This is a genomic window from Sphingobium sp. TA15 (assembly GCF_037101235.1).
Taxonomy (GTDB): domain Bacteria; phylum Pseudomonadota; class Alphaproteobacteria; order Sphingomonadales; family Sphingomonadaceae; genus Sphingobium; species Sphingobium indicum.
The window spans coordinates 462,822-485,875 of record NZ_AP025355.1 but is presented as its reverse complement, the minus strand read 5'-3'; the positions used below and the strand labels follow the sequence as shown (position 1 = coordinate 485,875).

The following is a 23,054-nucleotide window of genomic DNA, read 5'->3' as shown; positions in this document are numbered from 1 at the left end:
AGCGCAGGCTTAGGCGCGAATGAGCAGCACGTCCACCACCGGCTTCTTGCCGGTCCAGCGCGTCGCCGTGCGCCGCACCGCCAGCCTTACCCGTTCGCGCAGGGCCTCTTCTTCCTGCGATCCCTTGGCGACGGCGCCGGCGGCTTCGTCCGCGGCCTCCTCCAGGAATGCGGCCTTGTCCTCTTCCACGGGCACGCCCTGGGTGCGCAAGGCGGGGGAACCGATGACCCTGCCCTTGCCGTCCAGCGCCACCGCGACGCTGATCTGGCCATGCAGCGCGACCTTCCGCCGCTCGTTCATCGTCGCGCCGTCAGCCGGCAGGATGACGTCGCCGTCCAGCACCAGCCGGCCCGTCGCCTGGTTGCCGATGATCTCCGGCCCATCGGGCGCCAGCCGCAGCACGTCGCCATTGGACTGCACAACCGCGTGGGGCACGCCGCTCGCCAGCCCCAGGCGCGCCTGTTCGGCCATATGCCGCCGCTCGCCATGGACCGGCAGCAGGATTTGCGGCCGCACCCATCGATACATGGCCTCCAGCTCGGGACGCCCCGGATGGCCGGACACATGCACCTCCGCCTGGCGATCCGTCACCATCAGCACGCCCTTGGCCGCCAGCGCGTTCTGGATTCGGCCGATGGCGATCTCATTGCCCGGAATCTGCTTGGAGGAGAAGACGACCAGGTCGCCCTCGTCCAGCTTGATCGGATGGCTGTCGAAGGCGATGCGGGACAGGGCGGCCCGCGCCTCCCCCTGGCCGCCGGTGGCGATGATCATCACCTCATTGCGCGGCAGGGCCATGACGTCGTCCCAATCGACGGTCGGCGGGAAATCCCTGAGATAGCCGGCCGTCCGCGCCGTGGAGATGATGCGGTCCAGCGAGCGCCCCGCCACGCAGAGCTTGCGCCCGACGGCATTGGCGACCTCCCCCAAAGTCTGCAGGCGCGCCGCATTGGAGGCGAAGGTCGTGACCAGCACCCTTCCCTTCGCGCCCTTGATCGTGCTCATCAGCCCTTCGTGGACGTCGCCCTCGGAACCGCTCGCCTCGGGATTGAAGACATTGGTGCTGTCGCACACCAGCGCCAGCACGCCCTCGTCGCCGATGGCCGCCAGTTCCTCCGGCGTGGAGGGCTGGCCCAGCAGGGGCGTCTCGTCCAGCTTCCAGTCGCCGGTATGGAAGATTTTTCCATGGGGCGTGTCGATCAGCACCGCATTGCCTTCGGGGATCGAATGGGCGAGCGGCACGTAGCGGAAGCCGAATGGGCCCAGCGCGAAGCTGCCTTCATTGTCGATGACGTTGAGTTCCACCTCCTCCGTCAGCCCTTCCTCCTCCAGCTTCAGCCGGATCAGCCCCGCGGTGAAGGGCGTCGCATAGAGCGGCACGCCCAGATCCGCCGCGAGATAGGGGATGGCGCCGATATGGTCCTCATGCCCGTGGGTCAGCACGATGCCCAGCAGGTCGTCCTTCCGATCCTCGATGAAGCTCAGGTCCGGCAGCACCAGTTCCACGCCGGGATAGGCCGGATCGGCAAAGGTCAGGCCCAGATCGACCATCACCCATTTGCCCTGGCAACCGTATAGATTGACGTTCATGCCGATCTCTCCCGAACCGCCAAGGGCCAGGAAGATCAGCTCATTTCCGGGTATCATTCTGTTTTCAAACTCCGTTCATACAGCAGTGCGAGGCCCTGGATCGTGAGATCGGGCGCGATCGCATCGAAAATATCGCTATTGTCGTCGAAGAGGACCGCCAGCCCCCCCGTTGCAATCACCTTGGCCGGACGGCCGATTTCCGCGCGCATGCGGGCGACCAGCCCCTCCATCATCGCCACATAGCCCCAGAAGACGCCGATATGCATCTGCGCTTCGGTGGTGCGGCCGATGACCGATCGATTCTCCGGCGGGGCGATCGCTATCTTGGGCAGCTTCGCCGCCGCCGCGACCAGCGCGTCCAGCGACAGGTTGATGCCCGGCGCGATGATGCCGCCCTTGTAAGCGCCATGATAATCGATCACGTCGAAGGTCGTCGCCGTGCCGAAATCGATGACGATCAAATCCTCCTGATAAAGATGGTGCGCGGCGATGGCGTTTACAACCCGGTCCGCCCCGACCGAGGCAGGCTCTGCCACATCCAGCGCGATGCCCCACTCCACCGGCGCCTGGCCCGCGACGAGGGCGGTCGTCCTGAAATATTTATCCGCCAGCACCTGGAGATTGTGCAGGGCGCGCGGCACCACGGTCGCGATGATCACAGCCTCGACATCGGCGATCCTGTACCCCTCCAGCATCAGGAGCTGGTTCAGCCACACCGCATATTCGTCGGCCGTGCGCCGGGGGTCGGTCGCGATCCGCCAGCGGGCGCGGATTTCCCGCCCTTCCAGCAGCGCAAAAACCACATTGGTGTTACCCGCGTCGATCGCGAGAAGCATGGCCGGTCCCCGATGTCAGATGAGAAGGATGTCGCCGGCATGAATGGCACGGCTCTCGCCATTCGCCAAGCGCAGGATCAGCATGCCATCGCGGTCGAGCGTGTCGAAACTGCCCTCTATCGTTTCGCCATCGGGTTGCGCGACGCGCATCGGCGTGCCGGCGGGATGGGCGTTGGCCAGCCAGTGGGCGCGTACCGGATCCAGCCCCTGCGCCCGCCAGATCGCCAGCCAATGGGCGAACAGCTCCGCAAGGCGGACCTGCAGGGCGGCCGCGTCGGCATCCGGGGCGCCTTGCGCGAACAGGCTGGTCGCCGGCCGGTCCAGCCCGACCGGATGTCCGGTCACATTGATGCCGATCCCGGCGACAACGGCATCGCCGGCCCGTTCCAGCAGGATGCCGGCGATCTTGGCACCATCGACCAGCACGTCATTGGGCCATTTGATCCGCGCCTGCCCCGCGCAAAGCGGCGCGACGAGCGCATGGACGGCATTGGCCGCGACCAGGGCCAGCGTAAAGGGCAACGGGTCGCCATCGCGCAGGCGGATCACGGTCGAGCAATAGAGATTGCCTTCCGGGCTTTCCCAATGGCGCCCCATGCGCCCGCGTCCGCCGGTCTGGCGGGCGGCGCGCAGCCAGCAGCCTTCGGATGCGCCCTGCCCGACCAAGGCCAGCATGTCGGCATTGGTGGAGCCGGTCTCCTCGACGAAGCGAAGCTCGGTCAGAACAGCGACGCCGCTGCCGCCGCGCTCGCCTTGTCGAGGACGGGATTGAGGAAGTAACCGAAGATGATCACCACCGCGCAGGCCGTCAGGATCACATTCTCCACCGCTCCGCCCCGCGCTTCATAGGGCGCGGCCGGCTCGTCGAAATACATCGTCTTGATGATCTTGAGATAATAGAAGGCGCCAATCACCGACATGGCGATGCCGAAGGCCGCCAGCGCCGTCAGGCCCGCCGCGACCGCCGCGTCGAACACCAGGAACTTCGCCCAGAAGCCGAAGAGCGGAGGGATGCCCGCCATGGAGAACATGAAGATCGCCAGCGCCGCCGCCAGCCCCTTGCGCGAACGCGACAGGCCCGCAAGGCTGGCGATGGTCTCGACCGGACGGCCCTCCACGTCGCGCATCTGCAGGATGCAGGCGAAGCCGCCAATGGTCATGACGACATAGATCGCCATATAGCTCATCGTCGCCGCCGCGCCCGCGGGCGTGCCGCAGGCCAGGCCGATCAGCGCGAAGCCGACATTGTTGATGGAGGAATAGGCCATCAGCCGCTTGATGTTGGTCTGGCCGATGGCCGCGACCGCGCCGAACAGGATCGAGGCGAGCGCGACGAAGATCACCACCTGCTGCCAGTCGAGGCCCGCCGGACCCAGCGCCTCTATCGCGACGCGGACGGTCAGGCCGATGGCCGCCACCTTGGGCGCGCTGGCGAAGAAGGTCGTGACCGGCGTCGGCGCGCCTTCATAGACGTCCGGCGTCCACATGTGGAAGGGCACGGCGCTGATCTTGAAGGCAAGGCCCGCCAGCACGAACACCAGGCCGAACAGTTCGCCCTTCGACACGCCGTCGGCCAGAGCGACCGCGATGCCGTCGAAGCCGGTGCTGCCGGTAAAGCCATAGAGAAGCGCCGAACCGTAGAGCAGGATGCCGCTCGCCAGCGAACCCAGGACGAAATATTTAAGGCCCGCTTCGGACGAACGCTCGTCCTGCCGCATGAAGCTCGCCAGCACATAGGCGGCAAGGCTCTGCATTTCGAGGCCCACATAGAGCGTCAGCAGGTCGCCCGCCGACACCATCATGCCCATGCCGATCGAAGAAAAGAGGATCAGCACCGGATATTCGGGGCGCGGCGCGCCGCCGACCGAGAAATAGCGCGGGGCGAGCAGGATGGCCGCGGCCGCCGCGCCATAGATCAGCGCCTTGGCGAAAACGGAGAAGGCATCGGCGCGCACCAGCCCGTCAAAGGCATCCGGCCCATGCGCCAGCGACGTGGACAGCGACAGGCCTGCAATGGCCAGCGTCAACACCGACAGCCAGTTCACGACCCGCGCCGTCGCGTCGCCGCCATAGGCAGCGACCAGCATCAGGACCAGGCCGCCGGCGGTCAGGACCAGTTCCGGCAGGACCGCCAGAAGGGAAGCGGAATCAATCATCAGTGCGCCTCCCCCGACGCTTCTTCGTGAGACAATGCAGGGGCTTCTTCATGATGGGCGTCCTCGACAGGCTTGGACGCGCCCATCTTGATCTTGGAGTCTCCCGCCGGAGCGGCAGGAGCGAGGCGGGCTTCCAGGGCGCGAATGTCCGGACGCATGGGCGCCAGGAAGCTTTCGGGATAGACGCCCATCCACAGCACCGCCGCGGCGATAGGCGCCAGCAGCCAGATTTCACGCGCCGACAGGTCGGGCATGGCGGCCGCGTCCGCATTCTTCTGTTCGCCGTAGCAGATGCGGCGGTAGAGATAGAGCATATAGGCCGCGCCCAGGATGATGCCCGTGGTGGCGACCAGCGCGACCCAGCTAGACGCCTGGTAAATGCCCATCAGCGACAGGAATTCACCGACGAAGTTGCTGGTGCCCGGCAGGCCGACCGACGCCATGGTGAACAGCATGAACAGCACCGCATATTTGGGCATATTGATGCTGAGGCCGCCATAACGGCTGATCTCCCGCGTGTGGAGCCGGTCGTAGATGACGCCGACGCACAGGAACAGCGCGCCCGACACCAGGCCATGGCCCAGCATCACCATCATCGCGCCTTCCAGCCCAGCCTGGTTGAAGGCGAACAGGCCGATGGTGACGATGGCCATGTGCGCGACCGACGAATAGGCGATCAGCTTCTTCATGTCCGACTGAACCAGCGCGACGAGGCTGGTATAGACCACCGCGACCATCGACAGGCCCCAGACCAGCGGCGCCAGTTGCGCTGAGGCTTCCGGAAACATCGGCAGGGAGAAGCGGATGAAGCCGTAGCCGCCCATCTTCAGCAGCACGCCCGCCAGGATGACCGACCCTGCCGTCGGCGCCTGGACGTGCGCGTCGGGAAGCCATGTGTGGACCGGCCACATCGGCATCTTGACGGCAAAGCTGGCGAAGAAGGCCAGCCACAGCCATGTCTGGATATGCGGATCGAAATTATAGGCCATCAGCGTCGGGATGTCGGTCGTCCCCGCTTCATGCACCATCCACATCATCGCGATCAGCATCAGCACCGATCCGAGCAGCGTGTAGAGGAAGAATTTATACGAAGCGTAGATGCGGTCCGCGCCGCCCCAGATGCCGATGATCAGGTACATCGGGATCAGGCCGGCTTCGAACATGATGTAGAAGAGGTAGAGATCCTGCGCCGTGAAGACGCCGATCATCAGCACCTCCATGAACAGGAAGGCCGCCATATATTCCGGCACGCGCTTCTCGATGGCGATCCAGCTCGCGCCGATGCAGATCGGCATCAGGAAGACGGTCAGCGCGATCAGCAACAGCGCGATGCCGTCAATGCCCAGCGCCCAGGCGAACCGGCCGAAGATCGGCGCATATTCCTGGAACTGCCATTGTGCGGCCGCCCCCGACTGGTCGAAATTCATCCAGAGGATGACGCCCAGCGCCAGATCGGCCAGCGTAGCCAGCAACGCGATCCAGCGGGCCTGGTTGGCGCCTGCGAACAGACAGGCGATGGCCCCCGCCATCGGCACTGCCATCATCAGGGAAAGGATGGGGAAGCCGTCCATTATCGTGTCATCGCCCAGGTTGCGGCCGCGGCGAGGCCGATCAGCATCACCAGCGCGTAGGTATAGAGGTAGCCGGACTGAAGCCGACGGGTGACTTTATTGCCCTGCACGACCAGCGCGGCGAGCCCATTGGGTCCGAAGCGGTCGATGAAGCCGACGTCGCCGAACTTCCAGAAGAAGCGGCCGATGGCGAAGGCGGGCTTGACGAACAGGAAATGGTACAGCTCGTCGAAATACCATTTGTTGAGCAGGAACTGGTACAACGCGCCGAAGGTCGCGACGAAACGCCGCGGCCAGTCGGTGAACTTCAGATAAGCCAGCCAGGCGATGGCCAGCCCGGTCAGCATCACCGTGAACGGACCGAACTTGACCCAGGTCGGCACTTCATGCGCGGCGTGCATCAGATGGCTGTCGAACGCCAGGGCGCCCTTCCAGAACTCGATGCCGCCCTCCGGCCCTATGAACTGATCGTGGAAGAGGAAGCCAGCGAACACCGCGCCCAGGCTCAGCACCACCAGCGGGATCAGCATGGCCCACGGGCTTTCATGCGGATGATAGCCCGCCGTGCCGGTCTGCTCATGGCCGTGACCATGATCGTCATGGCCATGGCCGTCATCCCCGGTTTCTTCCTCCGGAGATTCATGATGGCCGTGAACCGCATGCTGAATATGTTCCGAAGCGACCCAGCGGGGCTTGCCGAAGAAGGTCAGGAACACCAGACGCCAGCTATAGAAGCTGGTGAGCAACGCCGCGAACACGCCGACCAGATAGGCGCCGACGCCCGCCCCGCCCGAAGCATAGGCCGCTTCCAGAATGCCGTCCTTCGAATAGAAGCCCGCGAAACCATAGCCGGCGAGCGGAATGCCGACGCCCGTGATCGCCAGAGTGCCCAGCGTCATCGTCCAGAAGGTGATCGGAATCTCCTTCCTGAGCGCGCCATAGTAACGCATGTCCTGCTCATGGTGCATCGCATGGATGACCGAACCCGCGCCCAGGAACAGCAGCGCCTTGAAGAAGGCGTGGGTGAAGAGGTGGAACATCGCCGCGCCGTAAGCGCCCACGCCCGCCGCGAAGAACATGTAGCCAAGCTGCGAACAGGTCGAATAGGCGATGACGCGCTTGATGTCGTTCTGCACCGTGCCCACCGTCGCCGCGAACAGGCAGGTGGCAGCGCCGATGAAGGTCACGAAGCCCAGCGCCGTCGGGGAAACCTCGAACATCGGCGACAGGCGGCAGACCATGAACACGCCCGCCGTCACCATGGTCGCCGCGTGGATCAGCGCCGACACGGGGGTCGGACCTTCCATCGCATCCGGCAGCCAGGTGTGGAGGCCAAGCTGCGCCGACTTGCCCATCGCGCCGATGAACAGCAGCAGGCAAAGCACGGTCATGGTGTCGAAACGATGGCCCAGGAAGCCGATGGTCGAACCGGCCATGGAGGGCGCGGCCGCCAGGATTTCCGGGATGGAGATGGTGTTGAACACCAGATAGGTGCCGAAAATGCCCATCATGAAGCCAAGGTCGCCGACGCGGTTGACGACGAACGCCTTGATCGCGGCGGCGTTGGCGGAGGGTTTGCGGAACCAGAAGCCGATCAGCAGATAGGAGGCCAGACCGACCCCTTCCCAGCCGAAGAACATCTGCAGCAGGTTGTTGGCCGTCACCAGCATCAGCATCGCGAAGGTGAAGAGCGACAGATAGGCGAAGAAGCGCGGCTGGTCCGGCTCCTCCTCCATATAGCCCCAGCTATAGAGGTGGACCAGGCTGGACACGCTGGTGACGACCACCAGCATGACCGCGGTCATGGTGTCGACCCGCAGCGCCCATTGGGCGTCGAAGCTGCCCGACTGGATCCAGGTGAAGGCCGGGGCCACATAAGGCTCCGCATGGCCGGTCAGGAAGCTGATGAAGATCGGCCAGCTCATCGCACAGGAGGCAAAGAGCGCGCCGGTGGTGACGATCTTGGCGGGCAGCTTGCCAAGGGCCTTGTTGCCAAGACCGGCGATGGCGGCAGCCAGCAACGGGAGAAGGACGATAAGCTGGATCATCGAGCTTCAGCCCTTCATCCGGTTGACGTCGTCGACGGCGATGGTGCCGCGACCGCGGAAGTAGATGACGAGGATGGCAAGGCCGATGGCCGCCTCACCCGCCGCGACGGTCAGCACGAACATGCTGAATACCTGCCCCACCAGATCGCCCAGGAAGGCGCTGAAGGCGACGAGGTTGATGTTCACGCTCAAGAGGATCAGCTCGATCGCCATCAGGATGATGATGACATTCTTGCGGTTGATGAAGATGCCCAGCACCCCCATCACGAAGAGGATCGCGCTGACGACCATATAATGTTGAAGGCCGATCATGCCTTGCTCCCCTTCGTTCCGTTCGTGTCGAGCGAAGTCGAGACACGGTAGGGCTGCGCGATACGTTTCTCGACTGCGCTCGAAACGAACGGCGAGTGGTAAACGCTAAGGCCGATCACAGCTCCACCCCCTGCCCGACTGGCTGATTGACGTTGCGCACGGCGTCTTCGGGACGGCGGCGGTTCTGCTTCGCGACATTCTGCCCGCGCACGCCGCCGCGGGCGCGATGGGTCAGCACGATGGCGCCGATCATCGCCACCAGCAGGACGATGCCCGCCGCCTCGAACAGGAAGATGTAGCGGGTGTAGAGCAGTGCCCCGATCGCCTGGATATTCGAAAGCTCCGGGTTCACCGGCGCAGCGCGCTGCGCCAGTTCGATGGGACCGGCGCTCCACAGGCCGATGCCCAGCACGATCTCCGCCAGCAGCACCAGCGCGATCAGCAGTCCGAAGGGCAGATAATCGACAAAACCGGCGCGCAGTTCGGCAAAGTCGATGTCGAGCATCATGACCACGAACAGGAACAGCACGGCGACCGCGCCGACATAGACGATGACCAGCAGCATCGCGATGAATTCAGCGCCCAGCAGGACCATCAGCCCCGCCGCGTTGAAGAAGGCCATGATCAGCCAGAGGACTGAATGGACCGGATTGCGCGACAATATCGTGAGCGCGCCGCTGCTGACCACCAATATGGCGAACAGGTAGAAGGCGATTACATGGATCATTGGATTTGCTCGGCCCCCTCGGCCCCTACCCCGTTCATCCTGAGTGGCTGCTGAGCTTGTCGAAGCAGCGTATCGAAGGACGCGCTAAGTGCCTTCGATACGGGCCCTCGACAAGCTCGGTCCCTACTCAGGCCGAACGGCTCTTGGAGATTCCGCACGCCCATTACCGATAGGGCGCATCGGCGGCAAGGTTCGCGGCAATTGCCCGCTCCCACTTGTCGCCATTTTCAAGGAGCTTGGCCTTGTCGTAGATCAGCTCCTCGCGGGTTTCGGTGGAGAATTCGAAATTCGGCCCCTCGACGATGGCATCCACCGGGCAGGCTTCCTGGCAGAAGCCGCAATAGATGCACTTGGTCATGTCGATGTCGTAGCGCGTCGTGCGGCGGCTGCCGTCGTCGCGCGGCTGCGCCTCGATGGTGATGGCCTGGGCCGGGCAGATCGCCTCGCACAGCTTGCACGCGATGCAGCGCTCCTCGCCGTTGGGATAGCGGCGCAGCGCATGCTCCCCCCGGAAGCGCGGCGAAATCGGGTTCTTCTCATAGGGATAGTTGATCGTCGCCTTGGGCTTGAAAAAATATTTCAAGGTCAAGGCATGCGCCTTCACGAACTCCCAGAGGGTGAAGCTCTTGACGTAGTAACCGAGGCTCATTGTGCGCCTCCATAGCGCGTCAGCATGAGGAAGCCCGAAACCAGGAAGACGAACAGCAGCGAGGTCGGCAGAAAGATTTTCCAGCCCAGCCGCATCAACTGGTCATAGCGGTAACGGGGCACCGTCGCCTTCACCCAGGAGAAGACGAAGAAGAAGAAGAGGATCTTGGCAAGGAACCAGATGATGCCCGGCACCAGATAAAGCGGCGCCCAGTCGAACGGCGGCAGATATCCGCCCCAGAACAGAATGGCGTTCAGGCCGCACATCAGGATCACGTTCGCATATTCGCCGAGCCAGAACAGGGCGAAGGCCATGGACGAATATTCGGTCTGATAACCGGCGACCAGTTCCGATTCCGCTTCCGTCAGGTCGAAGGGGGCGCGGCCCGTCTCCGCCATGGCGGACACCAGGAACATGATCGACATGGGGAAAAGCAGCGGGTTGAAACCGTTGCCGTTCAGGAAGCCGTAATAGCCCCGCTGGCTTTCCACGATGGCGGTCAGGTTGAAGCTGCCGGCCCACAGCACGACGCAGACCAGGATGAAGCCGATGGAGACTTCATAGCTGATCATCTGCGCGCTGGCGCGGATCGCGGAATAGAAGGGATATTTGGAGTTGGACGCCCAGCCCGACAGCACGATGCCATAGACGCCCAGCGAACTGATCGCGAGGATGTAGAGCAGGCCGACATTGATGTTGGCGACCACCACGCCGACCTGGAACGGGATCACCGCCCAGGCGATCAGCGCCACCGTGAAGGTGATGATCGGCGCGATCAGGAAGAGGGCGCGGTTGGCGGCCGACGGGATGATGGTTTCCTGCAGGAACACCTTTGCGCCGTCCGCGAAGGACTGGAGCAGGCCGAAGGGGCCGACGACGTTCGGACCGCGCCGCAGCGCCATCGCCGCCCAGATCTTGCGGTCGGCATAGATGATCATCGCCACCGCCAGCATCAGCGGCAGGGCGATCACCAAAATGCCGACGACGGTCGACAGCAGCCAGGCGCCCTCGAAAGGCAGGCCGAGATTTTGGAAAAAGGCGGTCATGCTTCCCCGACCCCAGAACCGTTCGGGCTGAGCTTGTCGAAGCCCAGTCCTTCTTGAAGAGAAGTGCAGCCCCCTTCGGCTGCCCGCAAGGCAAGGCAGGCGCTCAGGACAGGCTTCGACAAGCTCAGGACGAACGGAGGTTTATGCGCTATCATCATTCCGCCGCCTCCGCATAGGTCTGCCCATGGATCAGTTCCGCCGAGCATTGCTGCATCGTCAGGCTGGCGCGGCAGATGGCGTTGGTCAGGTAGAAATCCTTGATCGGCGAACCGAATTCGCCGCTCGCGCCGGTCGGCAGCGACGGGACGGACCAGCCATAATCGGCCAGACCCTCGACGCCCAGCGCCGGAACCGCCTTCGCCATTTCGGCGCGAAGCTGCTCGAAGCTGTCGAAAGGCAGGGTCGCGCCCAGCACTTCAGACAAGGCGCGCAGGATCGACCAGTCCTCGCGGGCGTCGCCCGGCGCGAACACGGCCTTTTCGCCGCGCTGCACCCGGCCTTCCAGATTGACGTAGGTGCCCGCCTTCTCGGCATAGCTGGCGCCCGGCAGGATCACGTCCGCCGCATGGGCGCCCTTGTCGCCATGGTGGCCGACATAGACCTTGAAGCTGTCCGGGAAGGCCGAATAGTCGACCTCGTCCGCGCCCAGCGAAAAGAGCAGCTTGGGCTTGGCCGCAGCCACCGCCTTCACGCCGCCGTCGGTCGCATAGCCGAGCATCAGCCCGCCCATGCGCGCCGCCGCGAAGTGCAGGACATTATAGCCGTTCCAGCCCTGTCCTGAGCCTGTCGAAGTGGCTTCCTTCACAAGACCCAGCGTCTCGACCAGCGCCAGCGTATCGCCATGCGCGCCGTCCTTGGCCAGCACGCCGCCACCCACGATCATCGCCGGACGCGCCGCCTTGCCGAATGCCTCGACCACCGCATTGGGCAGCTTCGCCAACAACGACGCGTCATTGCCCAGCCATTCGACCTTGTAGGTCAGGTCGACCTGCGGACCGATGCCAAAGACCTTCGCGCCCTTCTTGATCGCCTTGCGGATGCGGGTGTTCACCAGCGGCGCTTCCCAGCGCAGGTTGGTGCCGACCAGCAGGATCACATCGGCGGTTTCAATCCCGGCCAGGGTGCTGTTGAAATTGACGGCGGAAAGGCTCGACACGTCATAGGCAAGGCCGGTCTGACGCCCTTCGAGCAGCGATCCGCCCAGCTTCTCGACCAACGCCTTGCCCGCGAACATCGTCTCGCAATCGAGCAGGTCGCCCGCCAGCGCCGCGACCGACCCGCCATGCTTGACGGCAGCAATCGCCGCAAAGGCTTCATTCCAGGTCGCCGGAACCAGCTTGCCGTCCCTGCGGACATAGGGCTTGTCGAGCCGCTTGCGCACCAGACCGTCGACATTGTGCCGGGTCTTGTCGCTCGCCCACTCCTCGTTCACGTCGTCATTGATGCGCGGCACGGCGCGCAGCACCTGACGGCCCCGGCTGTCGAGGCGGATGTTGGTGCCGACCGCGTCCATCACGTCGATGGCGTGGGTTTTCTTCAATTCCCAGGGACGCGCCTCGAACGCATAGGGCTTGGACGTCAGCGCGCCGACCGGGCAGAGATCGACCACATTGCCGGAAAGCTCGCTCTTGGCGGCATGTTCGAGATAGGTGGTGATCTGCATATTCTCGCCGCGATAGATGGCGCCGATTTCCGGCACGCCCGCGACTTCCTCGGCAAAGCGCACGCAGCGGGTGCACTGGATGCAGCGGGTCATGACCGTCTTGACGATCGGACCCATATATTTCTCGGTGACGGCCCGCTTATTCTCGTCGAAACGGCTGCTGCCCTTGCCGTAAGCGACCGACTGGTCCTGCAGGTCGCACTCGCCACCCTGGTCGCAGATCGGGCAATCGAGCGGATGGTTGATGAGCAGGAACTCCATCACCCCTTCCCGCGCCTTCTTGACCATTTCGGTCTGCGTGAAGATCTCCTGATTTTCGGCGGCCGGCAGCGCGCACGAAGCCTGCGGCTTGGGCGGCCCCGGCTTCACCTCGACCAGGCACATGCGGCAATTGCCCGCGATGCTCAGCCGCTCATGATAGCAGAAGCGCGGAATTTCCTTCCCCGCCAGTTCGCAGGCCTGGAGGACCGTCGCCCCGGCCGGGACTTCGATTTCTACGCCGTCTACTTTGACTTTAGGCATTAGTTATCCACCTTCAGGGTCACTACCCGCGCGTCCAACGGCGCGCCTGCAAGCCTGTAGAAGTTAAGAGCAAGCGATCCTCGCAACATCTCCCGACCGAAGCTCATCTGGCCATCGCCAAGACATTCTCCCAACGATGCCGACAATTCGTTGAAAGCGGCCTTTTCTTCCACCGTTCCGATGTCCGCGAGCAATAAATCCTGTGTCCGGTCGGGATTGCGACGGGCTACACATTCGCCAAAGCGGGAAAGAAAGAGAAAGGCTCGATCCTTCGCATATTCTTCCTCCGCCTTTGCGGCCTTGCGACTTCCCTTTTTCAGGGAAGGATCAACCGGCTTCGGGATAGCATGGACAAGCGGCAGCACGTTCGTAAAATCAAAATGGCGGCGCACAGGATAATCCATGCGAACCAATGCGCCCGCCATCGCATAGCGGAATTGATCGCCGGTGAACGTCATTTGAGAGCCCATACCGGCGTCCGTGCGATTTAAACAATTTCCATCGATCAGGCGCGACGCGCTATGCAGGATGACATCATTCGACAAATTGCTCAAAACGACCGCCCGCCCAAGAGCGGCATTATGCTTCATCACGCAATCGCCGAACTGAACCGTGATAGACCGTATCTTATTGATTTCTTTTAATGACAGCGCTTTCGCAAATGCAGGCTTGGACCCGCACAGAGCCAACCCAACCACAACTGCGCCGATAATGGGCTGTGCGAACTTCACTCCGCCGCCTCCATGACGGGGGCGCTACCCTTATTCTCATTGATCCGCCGCTCGATCTCAGGCCGGAAGTGCCGGATCAGCCCTTGGATCGGCCAGGCCGCCGCATCGCCGAGCGCGCAGATGGTGTGGCCTTCGACCTGCTTGGTCACCTGGAACAGCATGTCGATCTCGCTCTGGTCGGCGTCGCCGGTGCGCAGCCGCTCCATCACGCGCCACATCCAGCCGGTGCCTTCGCGGCAGGGCGTGCACTGGCCGCAGCTTTCATGCTTGTAGAAATAGCTGAGCCGCGAAATGGCGCGAACGATGTCGGTCGACTTGTCCATGACGATGACGGCGGCGGTGCCGAGGCCGGAACCCAGCGCCTTCAACCCATCGAAGTCCATCGGCGCGTCCATGATCTGCGCCGCTGGAACCAGCGGCACCGACGACCCGCCGGGGATCACCGCCAGCAGATTGTCCCAGCCGCCGCGAATGCCGCCGCAATGCCGGTCGATCAGTTCCTTGAAGCTGATGCCCATCGACTCTTCGACGACGCAGGGCTTGTTCACATGGCCGCTGATCTGGAACAGCTTGGTGCCCTTGTTGTTCTCCCGCCCGAAGCTGGAGAACCACGCCGATCCACGGCGCAGGATCGTCGGCGCGACCGCGATGGATTCGACGTTGTTCACCGTGGTCGGGCAGCCATAAAGGCCCGCCCCCGCCGGGAAAGGCGGTTTCAGGCGCGGCTGGCCCTTCTTGCCTTCCAGGCTTTCGATCTGCGCGGTTTCCTCGCCGCAGATATAGGCGCCCGCGCCGCGATGGACGAAGACGTCGAAATCATAACCGGAACCGCAGGCGTTCTTGCCCAGGAAGCCCTTTTCATAGGCCTGCTCGACGGCAGCGAAGAGGACTTTCGCCTCATAGATGAACTCGCCGCGAATATAGATATAGGCGGCCCGCGCCCGCATCGCGAAACCGGCGACCAGCGCGCCCTCGATCAGCTTGTGCGGATCGTGGCGGATGATCTCGCGGTCCTTGCACGAACCCGGCTCGGATTCGTCGGCGTTGATCACCAGGAAGCTCGGACGGCCGTCCTTGCTTTCCTTGGGCATGAAGCTCCACTTCATGCCGGTCGGGAAGCCCGCGCCGCCGCGACCGCGCAGACCCGAAGCCTTGATGCGTTCGATGATCTCGTCCTGGCCGATTTCCAGCAGCTTTTTGGTATTGTCCCAATCGCCGCGCTTCATCGCCGCGTCGATGGCCCAGTCCTGGAAGCCATAGACGTTGGTGAAGATGCGATCCTTGTCGGCAAGGGGTGCGATGACATCGCTCATGCGGCCACTCCAAACTCAAACCCGTTCGCCCTGAGTAGGGGCTGAGCGAAGTCGAAGACCCGTATCGAAGGGTCACGCGAAACATCTGTCCTTCGATACGCCACTTCGACAAGCTCAGCGGCTACTCTGGACGAACGGAGAATGTCGGCGGCCATCACGCCCACTCCCCCCGATAATCATGGTTCTCACCGACCATCTCTTTCAACGTGGTCGGCCCGCCTTCGGGGCAACTCGTCTGCCGATCGATCTGCGGCCCGATCCTGGGCTGCTTGCCCACGGCCAGATCGTCCAGGATCGCGCTCATGCTGTCATAGGTCAGGTCTTCGAAATTATCGTCGTTGATCTGCACCATCGGCGCATTGGCGCAGGCGCCCAGGCACTCGACCTCGGTCAGCGTGAACAGGCCGTCGGGCGTCGTCCCGCCCTTCACCAACCCCTTGTTCTTGCAGGCCGAGAAGACATCGTCCGATCCGCGCAACATGCAGGGCGTCGTGCCGCAGACCTGCACATGATAGCGGCCCACGGGCGCGAGGTTGTACATGGTGTAGAAGGTCGCGACCTCGTAAACGCGCATGTACGGCATTTCGAGCTGGTCGGCGATATATTCCATCACCGGCACCGGCAGCCAGCCCTGGGTCTGCGTTTCCGCCCCCACCTGCCGCTGGGCGAGGTCCAGCAACGGCATCACCGCCGACTGCTGCCGCCCGGCGGGATAGCGGGCAATGACCTTCTTCGCCTGCTCGGCATTTTCGGCTGTCCAGGCGAACGCGCCCCAGCGCGCGCGCGTTTCGGCCTCGTCCGGGATATGAACTGCGTCAGCCATTCACTTTGCCTCCCGATCATGATTTTCCCACGAATAAACTCGTGTGATCGGCCCGCCGTCAGCCCAATAACGCATCGTATAATTCCGACTTTTTTTGCCTGCACCGAAAATCATATCACACCGAACGGCTACATCTTCCGGCTTACAATCAAACGAAGACAACGAAAGCGTCCCTTTTCTTGTCATCGAAAGGTACATTGCCTTCGTCACCATAGGCCCGGATGGAAAATGGAGATTTGATTTTAAATCGGAAACCGAATTTTCAACGTTTTTAGATACAAAACTAAGAGCTCTATCCATATCGCCCTTATATAAAGCATCAATGTGATCCACGACGGCTTTAGCCGACGCGGGTACGACTTCAGCCGATAATGGCGAAGCCGACTGAAGCAGAGCGAGAGCAATGAACATGCTCACCGGTCACATTCTCCAAACACGATGTCCATGGCGCCCAGGACAGCGGTTGTGTCGGCCAGCATGTGGCCCTTCATCATGAAATCCATCGCCTGAAGATGGCTAAAGGCGGTCGGCCGGATCTTGCAGCGGTATGGCTTGTTGCTGCCGTCCGCGACCAGATAGACGCCGAATTCGCCCTTGGGGCTTTCGGTCGCGACATAGACTTCGCCCGCCGGGACGTGGAAGCCCTCGGTATAGAGCTTGAAGTGGTGGATCAACGCTTCCATCGAGCGCTTCATCTCGCCGCGCTTGGGCGGCGCGACCTTGGTGTCGAGCGAGAGCACCGGACCTTCCGGCATCTGCGCCAGGCACTGCTTCATGATGCGGGCGGACTGGCGTACTTCCTCGACGCGGACCATGAAGCGGTCGTAGCAGTCGAAATTGGTGCCGACCGGAATGTCGAATTCCATCCGATCGTAGACGTCATAGGGCTGCGCCTTGCGAAGGTCCCAGGCGATGCCCGAACCGCGCAGCATCGGTCCGGAAAAGCCCCATTTCAGCGCGTCTTCCTTGCTGACCACAGCTATGTCGACATTGCGTTGCTTGAAGATGCGATTGTCGGCCACCAGGCTGATCGCGTCCTCGAACAGGCGCGGCAGGCGGGTGTCGAGCCAGTCGGCAATGTCGGTGAGCAGCTTCAGCGGCACGTCCTGATGAACGCCGCCGGGCCGGAAATAGGCCGCATGCATGCGCGCGCCGGACGCCCGCTCATAGAAGTTCATGCAGTCTTCGCGCAGTTCGAACAGCCACAGGTTCGGCGTCATCGCGCCGACATCCATGACATGCGAACCCAGGTTCAGCATGTGGTTCTTGATGCGGGTCAGTTCCGCGAAGAACACGCGCAGATATTGGGCACGGATCGGCACTTCCAGATTGAGCAGCTTTTCGACCGCCAGCACATAGCTGTGCTCCATGCCCATGGGCGAGCAATAGTCGAGCCGGTCGAAATAGGGCAGCGCCTGCAAATAGGTCTTGTGCTCGATCAGCTTTTCGGTGCCGCGATGCAGCAGGCCGACATGCGGGTCGCAACGCTCCACGATCTCGCCGTCCAGCTCCATGACAAGGCGCAGAACGCCGTGCGCCGCGGGATGCTGCGGGCCGAAGTTGATCGTGTAGTTCTGGATTTCCGTGTCGCCCAGCGACGGGTCCGCCGCGTCGACCACATGGTCCAGCTTTTCCAGATAATCGGACATCAGGCCTTATCCTCAGGCTTGGCGGCACCCTGGCCCTGGTCGGCCTTTACCGAACCGGGGTTGTGCGCAGGCTCGACCACAGCCTCGCCTTCGCTTGTCCTGGCGCCTTCGGGAACCGGCTTCGCCTCGGTCGGCTTGGCGGCTTCCTTGTTGGCCGGTTCGCCGGCGCCCGTTTCGGCGGTCTTTTCCGTCACCTTGGGCGTATCGCCCTTGGGCTCTCCCTTGGGCGCGGCGCCGGCGGCGGGCAGCGGAGCCGCGACAGGCGTCGGCGCGCCGGGCGCCTGCGGGGCCTTCTCGTCGCCCGGCAGCACATATTGCGCGCCTTCCCAGGGCGACATGAAGTCGAAATTGCGGAAATCCTGCGCCAGCTTCACCGGCTTGTAGACGACGCGCTTGTCCTCTTCGGAATACCACATCTCGACATAGCCGGTCAGCGGGAAGTCCTTGCGCTGCGGATGGCCCTTGAAGCCATAGTCCGTCAGGATGCGGCGCAGGTCGGCATTGCCCTCGAAGATGACGCCGTACATGTCGAACACCTCGCGCTCCAGCCAGCCGGCGACCGGCCAGATGTGCGTGACGGTGGGAACGGGCCTGTCCTCGTCGGTCGACACCTTCACGCGGACGCGATGATTCCGCGTGACGCTCAGCAGGTGGTAGCAGACCTCGAACCGCTCCGGGCGTTCCGGATAATCGACGCCGGCGATCTCCATAAGCTGCTGATATTGCGCCTTGTCGCGCAGCAGGACCATCGCGTCGGCCAGCTTTTCGCGAACCACGGTGAAGCTCAGTTCATCGGCATGGTCGACGGTTTCGACCAGCATCGATCCCAGCAGCCCGGCGATTTCCTGCGCGATCCCGTCGATGGTCGCGATCCTAGGAGCAGAATGACCCATATTAACGCTCAACCGTCCCGATCCGGCGGATCTTCCGCTGCAACTGCATCACGCCGTAAAGCAGGGCTTCGGCGGTCGGCGGGCAACCCGGCACATAGATGTCGACCGGCACGATCCGGTCGCAGCCGCGCACTACCGAATAGCTGTAGTGATAATAGCCCCCGCCATTCGCGCAGCTTCCCATCGAAATCACATATTTCGGATTGGACATCTGGTCGTAAACCTTGCGCAACGCGGGAGCCATCTTGTTGCACAGCGTTCCCGCGACGATCATCACGTCCGACTGGCGCGGGGATGCGCGCGGCGCGGCGCCGAAACGCTCCATGTCGTATCGGGGCATGTTGACGTGGATCATCTCCACCGCGCAGCAGGCGAGGCCGAAGGTCATCCACCACAGCGATCCGGTGCGCGCCCACTGGAACAGTTCCTCGGTCGACGTGACCAGGAAGCCCTTGTCGCTGACCTCGCTGTTCAGCGCGTCGAAGAAATGCTGGTCGGGCTGCGTCCCCGCGGGCAGCAAGGTGCCGGGCGCGGGCCGCTCAAGTTCTACTCCCAATCGAGTGCTCCCTTCTTCCACGCATAGACGAGGCCAAGCACCAGCTCCGCTATGAAGATCATCATCGTCGCCCAGCCGGCCCAGCCGATCTGGTCGAGGCTGACCGCCCAGGGATAGAGGAACGCCGCTTCCAGGTCGAAGATGATGAAGAGGATCGCGACGAGGTAGAATCGCACGTCGAACTGGCTGCGCGGCTCCTCGAACGCGGGAAAGCCGCATTCATATTCGCTGAGCTTGGCTGGGTCGGGCTGATGAGCCCCGGTCAGGCGGCCTACCAGCATCGGCAGGAACACGAATGCGCTGGAAAGCAGCAGGGCGATCCCGAGAAATATCAGGATCGGCAGATATTCAGCTAGATCGACCAACGGTATCCCCTGGGTCAATGAATAATGAGGCGCGCTTTAAGCCCGCTGCATATGCGAAGCAAGGCCCGGCAGCATGAGAATGATTCGCAACAATTGCGGCAACCTGATCACGCTACCAAAAGCAGGCCGTCAGCGCAGCGCTCCAGCCACCAACTTATGTAATTTGCTGTGGATGGCGTCGTTGCCCGCGATGACTTCCCGCCGCTCGATCGCCTGGTCGCCGCCGCGGAAATCGGATACGAAGCCGCCCGCCTCCCGCACCATCAGCAGGCCTGCCGCCACGTCCCAGGGCTGCAAGCCGCTTTCCCAGAATCCGTCATAACGGCCCGATGCGACATGGGCCAGGTCCAGCGAGGCCGCGCCGAACCGGCGGATGCCCGCCACCGAAGGACCGACCGCGCCGAAGATGCGCGTCCATTGCGCGAAATCGCCATGGCCCAGGAAGGGGACGCCGGTGGCGATCACGCAGTCGCCCAGGTCGCGCCGCGCCGACACGCGCAGCCTTTGGTCGTGCCGCCAGGCCCCACGGCTCTTTTCAGCCCAATAGCTTTCGTCGGTGACGGGCTGGTAGATAAGGCCGGTCGTCACTTCCCGCCTGCCGCCGTAGAGCGGCTCCTCCACCGCGATGGAGATCGCGAAATGCGGGATGCCGTGGAGGAAATTGGTGGTGCCGTCCAGCGGATCGATGATCCAGCGCGGCTTGCTGGGATCGCCCGCGATCTCGCCGCCTTCCTCCAGCAGGAAACCCCAGTCGGGCCGCGCCTTCTGCAATTCCTCCACCAGGGTCTTTTCCGCCTGCTGGTCGGCCTTGGACACGAAGTCCGCCGGTCCCTTGCGCGACACCTGGAGATGCTCGACCTCGCCGAAGTCGCGGCGCAGCTTGGAGCCGGCCTTGCGCGCGGCGCGTTCCATGACGGTCAGAAGGCCAGAGTGCGATACCATTTTCTTGTCTCCCCCCTCCCGCAAGCGGAAGGGGCCGGGGGTGGGCGGCCGCACCAGCGGCCCTCTAAAAAAGGAAGGGGCGGAAAGGCTCGCTCACGCTCGCCGCCCACCCCCAACCCCTCCCGCCTGCGGGAGGGGGAATCGATATCAGTCGGCGCGCTTCACATATTCGCGCTCATAGACGTCGACGACGATGCGCGTGCCGGTGACGATGTGCGGCGGCACCATGACGCGCACGCCATTGTCGAGGATGGCGGGCTTGTAGCTGGCCGAAGCGGTCTGGCCCTTCACCACGGCGTCGGCCTCGACCACGGTCGCCTCGACCGTTTCGGGAAGCTGGACGCTGATCGGGCGTTCCTCATACATTTCCAGCATGACCATCATGCCGTCCTGCAGGAAGGCGGCGGCATCGCCGACCAGATCGGCGGCCAGGTTGATCTGCTCATAGGTTTCCGTGTCCATGAAGACGAGCATGTCGCCCTCCGCATAGAGATATTGGAAATCCTTGGTGTCGAGCCGGATGCGCTCGACCGTCTCAGCCGACCGGAAACGCACATTGTTCTTGCGCCCGTCGATCAGGTTCTTGAGCTCCACCTGCATATAGGCGCCGCCCTTGCCGGGCTGGGTATGCTGGATCTTCACGGCGCGCCACAGGCTGCCGTCATATTCGATGTTGTTGCCGGGACGAATCTCGACGCCGCTGATCTTCATGGGAAGAGCCTGCCTATATGTCTGAAGGTGAAAAGAGCCGGCCTCTGGAGGCTGGCCGCGCCCTTACATGGCCGAAGGCGAAAGGGCAAGGGGGCAGCCGCCTATCGCCGCCTGGCCAGCAGGGGATAGGGATTGACCGGCCGCCCCCCATGCCATGCTTCGCCCGGCGCCATCTCATGCACCGCGAAGTGCAGATGCGGCGCGCCCGGATCGGCGTTGCCGCTGCTGCCGACGCTGGCGATCCGCTGCCCGCGCCGCACCGCCTGCCCTTCCGCAAGACCCGGCGCATAGCCGTCCAGATGCGCATAATAATAGATGCGCCGCCCGTCGGAGGAGCGCTGATAGACGGTCCGCCCGCCCTCCCCGCTCCAGAACAGCTTTTCGATCCGCCCGTCCGCCGCCGCCAGCACCGCCCTGCCCCGCGCCGCCATGATGTCGATGGCGTCGTGCGGCCTCGCCCCGCTCGCCCGCACCTGGGCGAAGGTGTCGCTGAGCGCGGTGGGCGGCACCCCCTCCACCGGGATCAGCAAAGGCCCCACATCCGCAGCGGCGGGCCGCGAGGGAGGCATCGAAACCGGCGCGTCGGCGGGGACGATCCGCACGCAGAATTTCAGAAGGCCGGCGCAGAACAGGACGGCCAGACCGATTCCGGCCCAACCGCGCGCCCTCATGGCTGGAACACGGCCTTCACGCCGGACTGCACCATCTGCGCCAGCCGCGCCGCGTCCCAGTTGGTCAGGCGGATGCAGCCATGGCTTTCCGTCCGCCCGATGGTCTGCGGCTCCGGCGTGCCGTGAATGCCGTAATGCGGCTTGGACAGGTCGATCCACACCACGCCGACCGGGCCGTTGGGGCCGGGCTTCAACACCGCCTTCTCGTCCGTGGAGGACGCATCCCAGAACAGGTCGGGATTATAATGAAAGTCAGGATTTCGGCTCAACCCCTTGATTTCCCATGTTCCTATCGGCAGCGGATCATGCTGCGACCCCATGGTGGCGGGAAATTGCGCGATCAGCCGATTCTGCGCATCATAGGCCCTCAGCACCCCGTCCGACTTGTCGACGACGATATGGTCGGCCTGCGGCTGGTCCTTGGCGACTCCCAGCGACGCCAGCGTTTCGCCCCAGCCCCGCTCATCCCCCTCGATCCGCGCCACCGGCTGGTTGGCGATGGCGGGCACGCGGATAGTGGCGCCCGCGCCGACCTTCGTGTTCGGCGGATTAAGGGCGAGCAGCACCTCCGGCCGGGTGTGGAACCGCTCCGCCAGCTTCTCCAGCAGATTGCGATAGCCCAGCGCGGGCAGCTTCGCCTGATCGTTCAAATCCTTGGGAACCGCGAAGAACGGCCCCTTGGCGAACCCCGCCGGAATCTTCACCAGCCATGTCGCCGGTTGCGGCCGGTCGCCCAGCAGCGCCCTGGCCGTCGCCTCGTCATATCGCCCGGTGGTCGGCAGGCCCTTCGCTTCCTGAAAACCCTTGAGCGCGGTGGTGAAGGACATGCCTTCCTTCCCGTCCAGCACGCCGGGCGAAAAGCCCGCCCGGTCCAACGCCACCTGCGCCTGCAACACCGCCTCCACCCGCGCAGGCGATCCCGCCGGTTCCGGCACGATAACGAAGCCATAGGGATCGGCGGGCTTAGAAGCGGCGCCCTTCCCCTCAGGGGAAGCGGCATTGGACGGAGCGCTCTCGTCTGCGTCCGTCACGGTCATGTTGCAGGCCGAACATAGCGATGCGAGGATCAAGGCATAGGTTTTCAAGGCGATACTCTCCCGATTATGGAAGAGAAAACGCGCAAAGTGCAGGAAAGCTGCCTACCCCCCTTTCTGCCACCGTGCTCCTGCCTCTCCCATCGCTCCTGCTTTTCCCACCGTGCTCCTGCGAAGGCAGGAGCCCAGTTCAGACGGTGCGATGATTCACGACTAAGGGCAGGACTAGGCAGCGTGGACAAATTC

The 23,054-nt window shown here is 63.4% G+C and carries 23 protein-coding genes; all 23 read right to left on the bottom strand.

Annotation, left to right across the window (positions count from 1 at the left end; genetic code table 11):
* Positions 1 to 9 precede the first annotated feature (9 nt).
* Positions 10 to 1,647: a ribonuclease J gene (locus Sj15T_RS02515; RefSeq protein WP_013039730.1), complete on the bottom strand. Its 1,638-nt coding sequence runs from the start codon at positions 1,645 to 1,647 to the stop codon at positions 10 to 12.
* Positions 1,644 to 2,426, bottom strand: a complete 783-nt coding sequence (locus Sj15T_RS02510; RefSeq protein ID WP_007684882.1) for a type III pantothenate kinase — start codon at positions 2,424 to 2,426, stop codon at positions 1,644 to 1,646. Before Sj15T_RS02510 ends, Sj15T_RS02515 begins: the two co-directional genes overlap by 4 nt.
* A gap of 15 nt (positions 2,427 to 2,441) precedes the next feature.
* Positions 2,442 to 3,149, bottom strand: coding sequence for a biotin--[acetyl-CoA-carboxylase] ligase (locus Sj15T_RS02505; RefSeq protein ID WP_081440628.1), 708 nt, complete (start codon positions 3,147 to 3,149; stop codon positions 2,442 to 2,444).
* A complete protein-coding gene (nuoN, locus tag Sj15T_RS02500) occupies positions 3,146 to 4,582 on the bottom strand; it encodes an NADH-quinone oxidoreductase subunit NuoN (protein ID WP_013039728.1) in 1,437 nt (478 codons plus the stop codon). The genes Sj15T_RS02505 and nuoN overlap by 4 nt, the downstream gene beginning before the upstream one ends.
* Positions 4,582 to 6,153, bottom strand: a complete 1,572-nt coding sequence (locus Sj15T_RS02495) for an NADH-quinone oxidoreductase subunit M (protein WP_013039727.1) — start codon at positions 6,151 to 6,153, stop codon at positions 4,582 to 4,584. Before Sj15T_RS02495 ends, nuoN begins: the two co-directional genes overlap by 1 nt.
* Positions 6,153 to 8,201 (bottom strand): NADH-quinone oxidoreductase subunit L, encoded by a 2,049-nt coding sequence (gene nuoL, locus Sj15T_RS02490; RefSeq protein ID WP_013039726.1) that lies wholly within the window; start codon positions 8,199 to 8,201, stop codon positions 6,153 to 6,155. The genes Sj15T_RS02495 and nuoL overlap by 1 nt, the downstream gene beginning before the upstream one ends.
* Before the next feature lie 6 nt (positions 8,202 to 8,207).
* Positions 8,208 to 8,513, bottom strand: a complete 306-nt coding sequence (gene nuoK / locus Sj15T_RS02485; RefSeq protein WP_004211745.1) for an NADH-quinone oxidoreductase subunit NuoK — start codon at positions 8,511 to 8,513, stop codon at positions 8,208 to 8,210.
* A gap of 115 nt (positions 8,514 to 8,628) precedes the next feature.
* Positions 8,629 to 9,240, bottom strand: a complete 612-nt coding sequence (locus tag Sj15T_RS02480; protein ID WP_007684870.1) for an NADH-quinone oxidoreductase subunit J — start codon at positions 9,238 to 9,240, stop codon at positions 8,629 to 8,631.
* A gap of 163 nt (positions 9,241 to 9,403) precedes the next feature.
* The gene (gene nuoI / locus Sj15T_RS02475) at positions 9,404 to 9,889 is read right to left on the bottom strand and encodes an NADH-quinone oxidoreductase subunit NuoI (RefSeq protein ID WP_007684868.1); all 486 of its coding nucleotides are present in this window, start codon (positions 9,887 to 9,889) and stop codon (positions 9,404 to 9,406) included.
* Entirely contained in the window at positions 9,886 to 10,935 is a 1,050-nt protein-coding gene (gene nuoH / locus Sj15T_RS02470; RefSeq protein WP_013039725.1) for an NADH-quinone oxidoreductase subunit NuoH, read from the bottom strand. The genes nuoI and nuoH overlap by 4 nt, the downstream gene beginning before the upstream one ends.
* 154 nt (positions 10,936 to 11,089) lie before the next feature.
* A complete protein-coding gene (nuoG, locus tag Sj15T_RS02465) occupies positions 11,090 to 13,120 on the bottom strand; it encodes an NADH-quinone oxidoreductase subunit NuoG (RefSeq protein WP_013039724.1) in 2,031 nt (676 codons plus the stop codon).
* Entirely contained in the window at positions 13,120 to 13,851 is a 732-nt protein-coding gene (locus Sj15T_RS02460) for a hypothetical protein (protein WP_013039723.1), read from the bottom strand. The genes nuoG and Sj15T_RS02460 overlap by 1 nt, the downstream gene beginning before the upstream one ends.
* Entirely contained in the window at positions 13,848 to 15,164 is a 1,317-nt protein-coding gene (gene nuoF / locus Sj15T_RS02455) for an NADH-quinone oxidoreductase subunit NuoF (RefSeq protein ID WP_013039722.1), read from the bottom strand. Before nuoF ends, Sj15T_RS02460 begins: the two co-directional genes overlap by 4 nt.
* A 154-nt stretch (positions 15,165 to 15,318) precedes the next feature.
* Positions 15,319 to 15,987, bottom strand: a complete 669-nt coding sequence (gene nuoE / locus Sj15T_RS02450; RefSeq protein WP_007684858.1) for an NADH-quinone oxidoreductase subunit NuoE — start codon at positions 15,985 to 15,987, stop codon at positions 15,319 to 15,321.
* Positions 15,988 to 16,404: a hypothetical protein gene (locus Sj15T_RS02445; protein ID WP_013039721.1), complete on the bottom strand. Its 417-nt coding sequence runs from the start codon at positions 16,402 to 16,404 to the stop codon at positions 15,988 to 15,990.
* Entirely contained in the window at positions 16,401 to 17,636 is a 1,236-nt protein-coding gene (locus Sj15T_RS02440; protein WP_013039720.1) for an NADH-quinone oxidoreductase subunit D, read from the bottom strand. Before Sj15T_RS02440 ends, Sj15T_RS02445 begins: the two co-directional genes overlap by 4 nt.
* Positions 17,636 to 18,529 carry an NADH-quinone oxidoreductase subunit C gene (locus Sj15T_RS02435; protein ID WP_013039719.1) on the bottom strand — a complete coding sequence of 298 codons (894 nt, stop codon included), beginning with the start codon at positions 18,527 to 18,529 and terminating at the stop codon, positions 17,636 to 17,638. Before Sj15T_RS02435 ends, Sj15T_RS02440 begins: the two co-directional genes overlap by 1 nt.
* A 1-nt stretch (position 18,530) precedes the next feature.
* The gene (locus Sj15T_RS02430; protein WP_007684852.1) at positions 18,531 to 19,085 is read right to left on the bottom strand and encodes an NADH-quinone oxidoreductase subunit B; all 555 of its coding nucleotides are present in this window, start codon (positions 19,083 to 19,085) and stop codon (positions 18,531 to 18,533) included.
* On the bottom strand, positions 19,076 to 19,450 hold the full coding sequence (locus Sj15T_RS02425; RefSeq protein WP_007684850.1) for an NADH-quinone oxidoreductase subunit A: 375 nt from the start codon (positions 19,448 to 19,450) through the stop codon (positions 19,076 to 19,078). Before Sj15T_RS02425 ends, Sj15T_RS02430 begins: the two co-directional genes overlap by 10 nt.
* Before the next feature lie 129 nt (positions 19,451 to 19,579).
* Positions 19,580 to 20,392, bottom strand: coding sequence for an inositol monophosphatase family protein (locus Sj15T_RS02420; protein WP_007684848.1), 813 nt, complete (start codon positions 20,390 to 20,392; stop codon positions 19,580 to 19,582).
* Between the two features lie 147 nt (positions 20,393 to 20,539).
* Positions 20,540 to 21,103, bottom strand: a complete 564-nt coding sequence (gene efp / locus Sj15T_RS02415) for an elongation factor P (protein ID WP_007684847.1) — start codon at positions 21,101 to 21,103, stop codon at positions 20,540 to 20,542.
* 101 nt (positions 21,104 to 21,204) lie between these two features.
* Complete coding sequence (locus Sj15T_RS02410; RefSeq protein WP_013039718.1) at positions 21,205 to 21,774, bottom strand: M23 family metallopeptidase; 570 nt, start codon at positions 21,772 to 21,774, stop codon at positions 21,205 to 21,207.
* Entirely contained in the window at positions 21,771 to 22,859 is a 1,089-nt protein-coding gene (locus tag Sj15T_RS02405) for a L,D-transpeptidase family protein (protein ID WP_013039717.1), read from the bottom strand. Before Sj15T_RS02405 ends, Sj15T_RS02410 begins: the two co-directional genes overlap by 4 nt.
* Positions 22,860 to 23,054: the final 195 nt, after the last annotated feature.

Coding starts and splice junctions, on each gene's coding strand:
- Sj15T_RS02495 (WP_013039727.1), bottom strand. CDS start 6,153: ATGGACGGCTTCCCCATCCTTTCCCTGATGATGGCAGTGCCGATGGCG.
- nuoH (WP_013039725.1), bottom strand. CDS start 10,935: ATGACCGCCTTTTTCCAAAATCTCGGCCTGCCTTTCGAGGGCGCCTGG.
- nuoF (WP_013039722.1), bottom strand. CDS start 15,164: ATGAGCGATGTCATCGCACCCCTTGCCGACAAGGATCGCATCTTCACC.
- nuoL (WP_013039726.1), bottom strand. CDS start 8,201: ATGATCCAGCTTATCGTCCTTCTCCCGTTGCTGGCTGCCGCCATCGCC.
- nuoN (WP_013039728.1), bottom strand. CDS start 4,582: ATGATTGATTCCGCTTCCCTTCTGGCGGTCCTGCCGGAACTGGTCCTG.
- efp (WP_007684847.1), bottom strand. CDS start 21,103: ATGAAGATCAGCGGCGTCGAGATTCGTCCCGGCAACAACATCGAATAT.
- nuoK (WP_004211745.1), bottom strand. CDS start 8,513: ATGATCGGCCTTCAACATTATATGGTCGTCAGCGCGATCCTCTTCGTG.
- nuoI (WP_007684868.1), bottom strand. CDS start 9,889: ATGAGCCTCGGTTACTACGTCAAGAGCTTCACCCTCTGGGAGTTCGTG.
- Sj15T_RS02420 (WP_007684848.1), bottom strand. CDS start 20,392: ATGGTATCGCACTCTGGCCTTCTGACCGTCATGGAACGCGCCGCGCGC.
- nuoE (WP_007684858.1), bottom strand. CDS start 15,987: ATGGCTGACGCAGTTCATATCCCGGACGAGGCCGAAACGCGCGCGCGC.
- Sj15T_RS02480 (WP_007684870.1), bottom strand. CDS start 9,240: ATGATCCATGTAATCGCCTTCTACCTGTTCGCCATATTGGTGGTCAGC.
- nuoG (WP_013039724.1), bottom strand. CDS start 13,120: ATGCCTAAAGTCAAAGTAGACGGCGTAGAAATCGAAGTCCCGGCCGGG.
- Sj15T_RS02435 (WP_013039719.1), bottom strand. CDS start 18,529: ATGGGTCATTCTGCTCCTAGGATCGCGACCATCGACGGGATCGCGCAG.
- Sj15T_RS02410 (WP_013039718.1), bottom strand. CDS start 21,774: ATGAGGGCGCGCGGTTGGGCCGGAATCGGTCTGGCCGTCCTGTTCTGC.
- Sj15T_RS02515 (WP_013039730.1), bottom strand. CDS start 1,647: ATGATACCCGGAAATGAGCTGATCTTCCTGGCCCTTGGCGGTTCGGGA.
- Sj15T_RS02440 (WP_013039720.1), bottom strand. CDS start 17,636: ATGTCCGATTATCTGGAAAAGCTGGACCATGTGGTCGACGCGGCGGAC.
- Sj15T_RS02510 (WP_007684882.1), bottom strand. CDS start 2,426: ATGCTTCTCGCGATCGACGCGGGTAACACCAATGTGGTTTTTGCGCTG.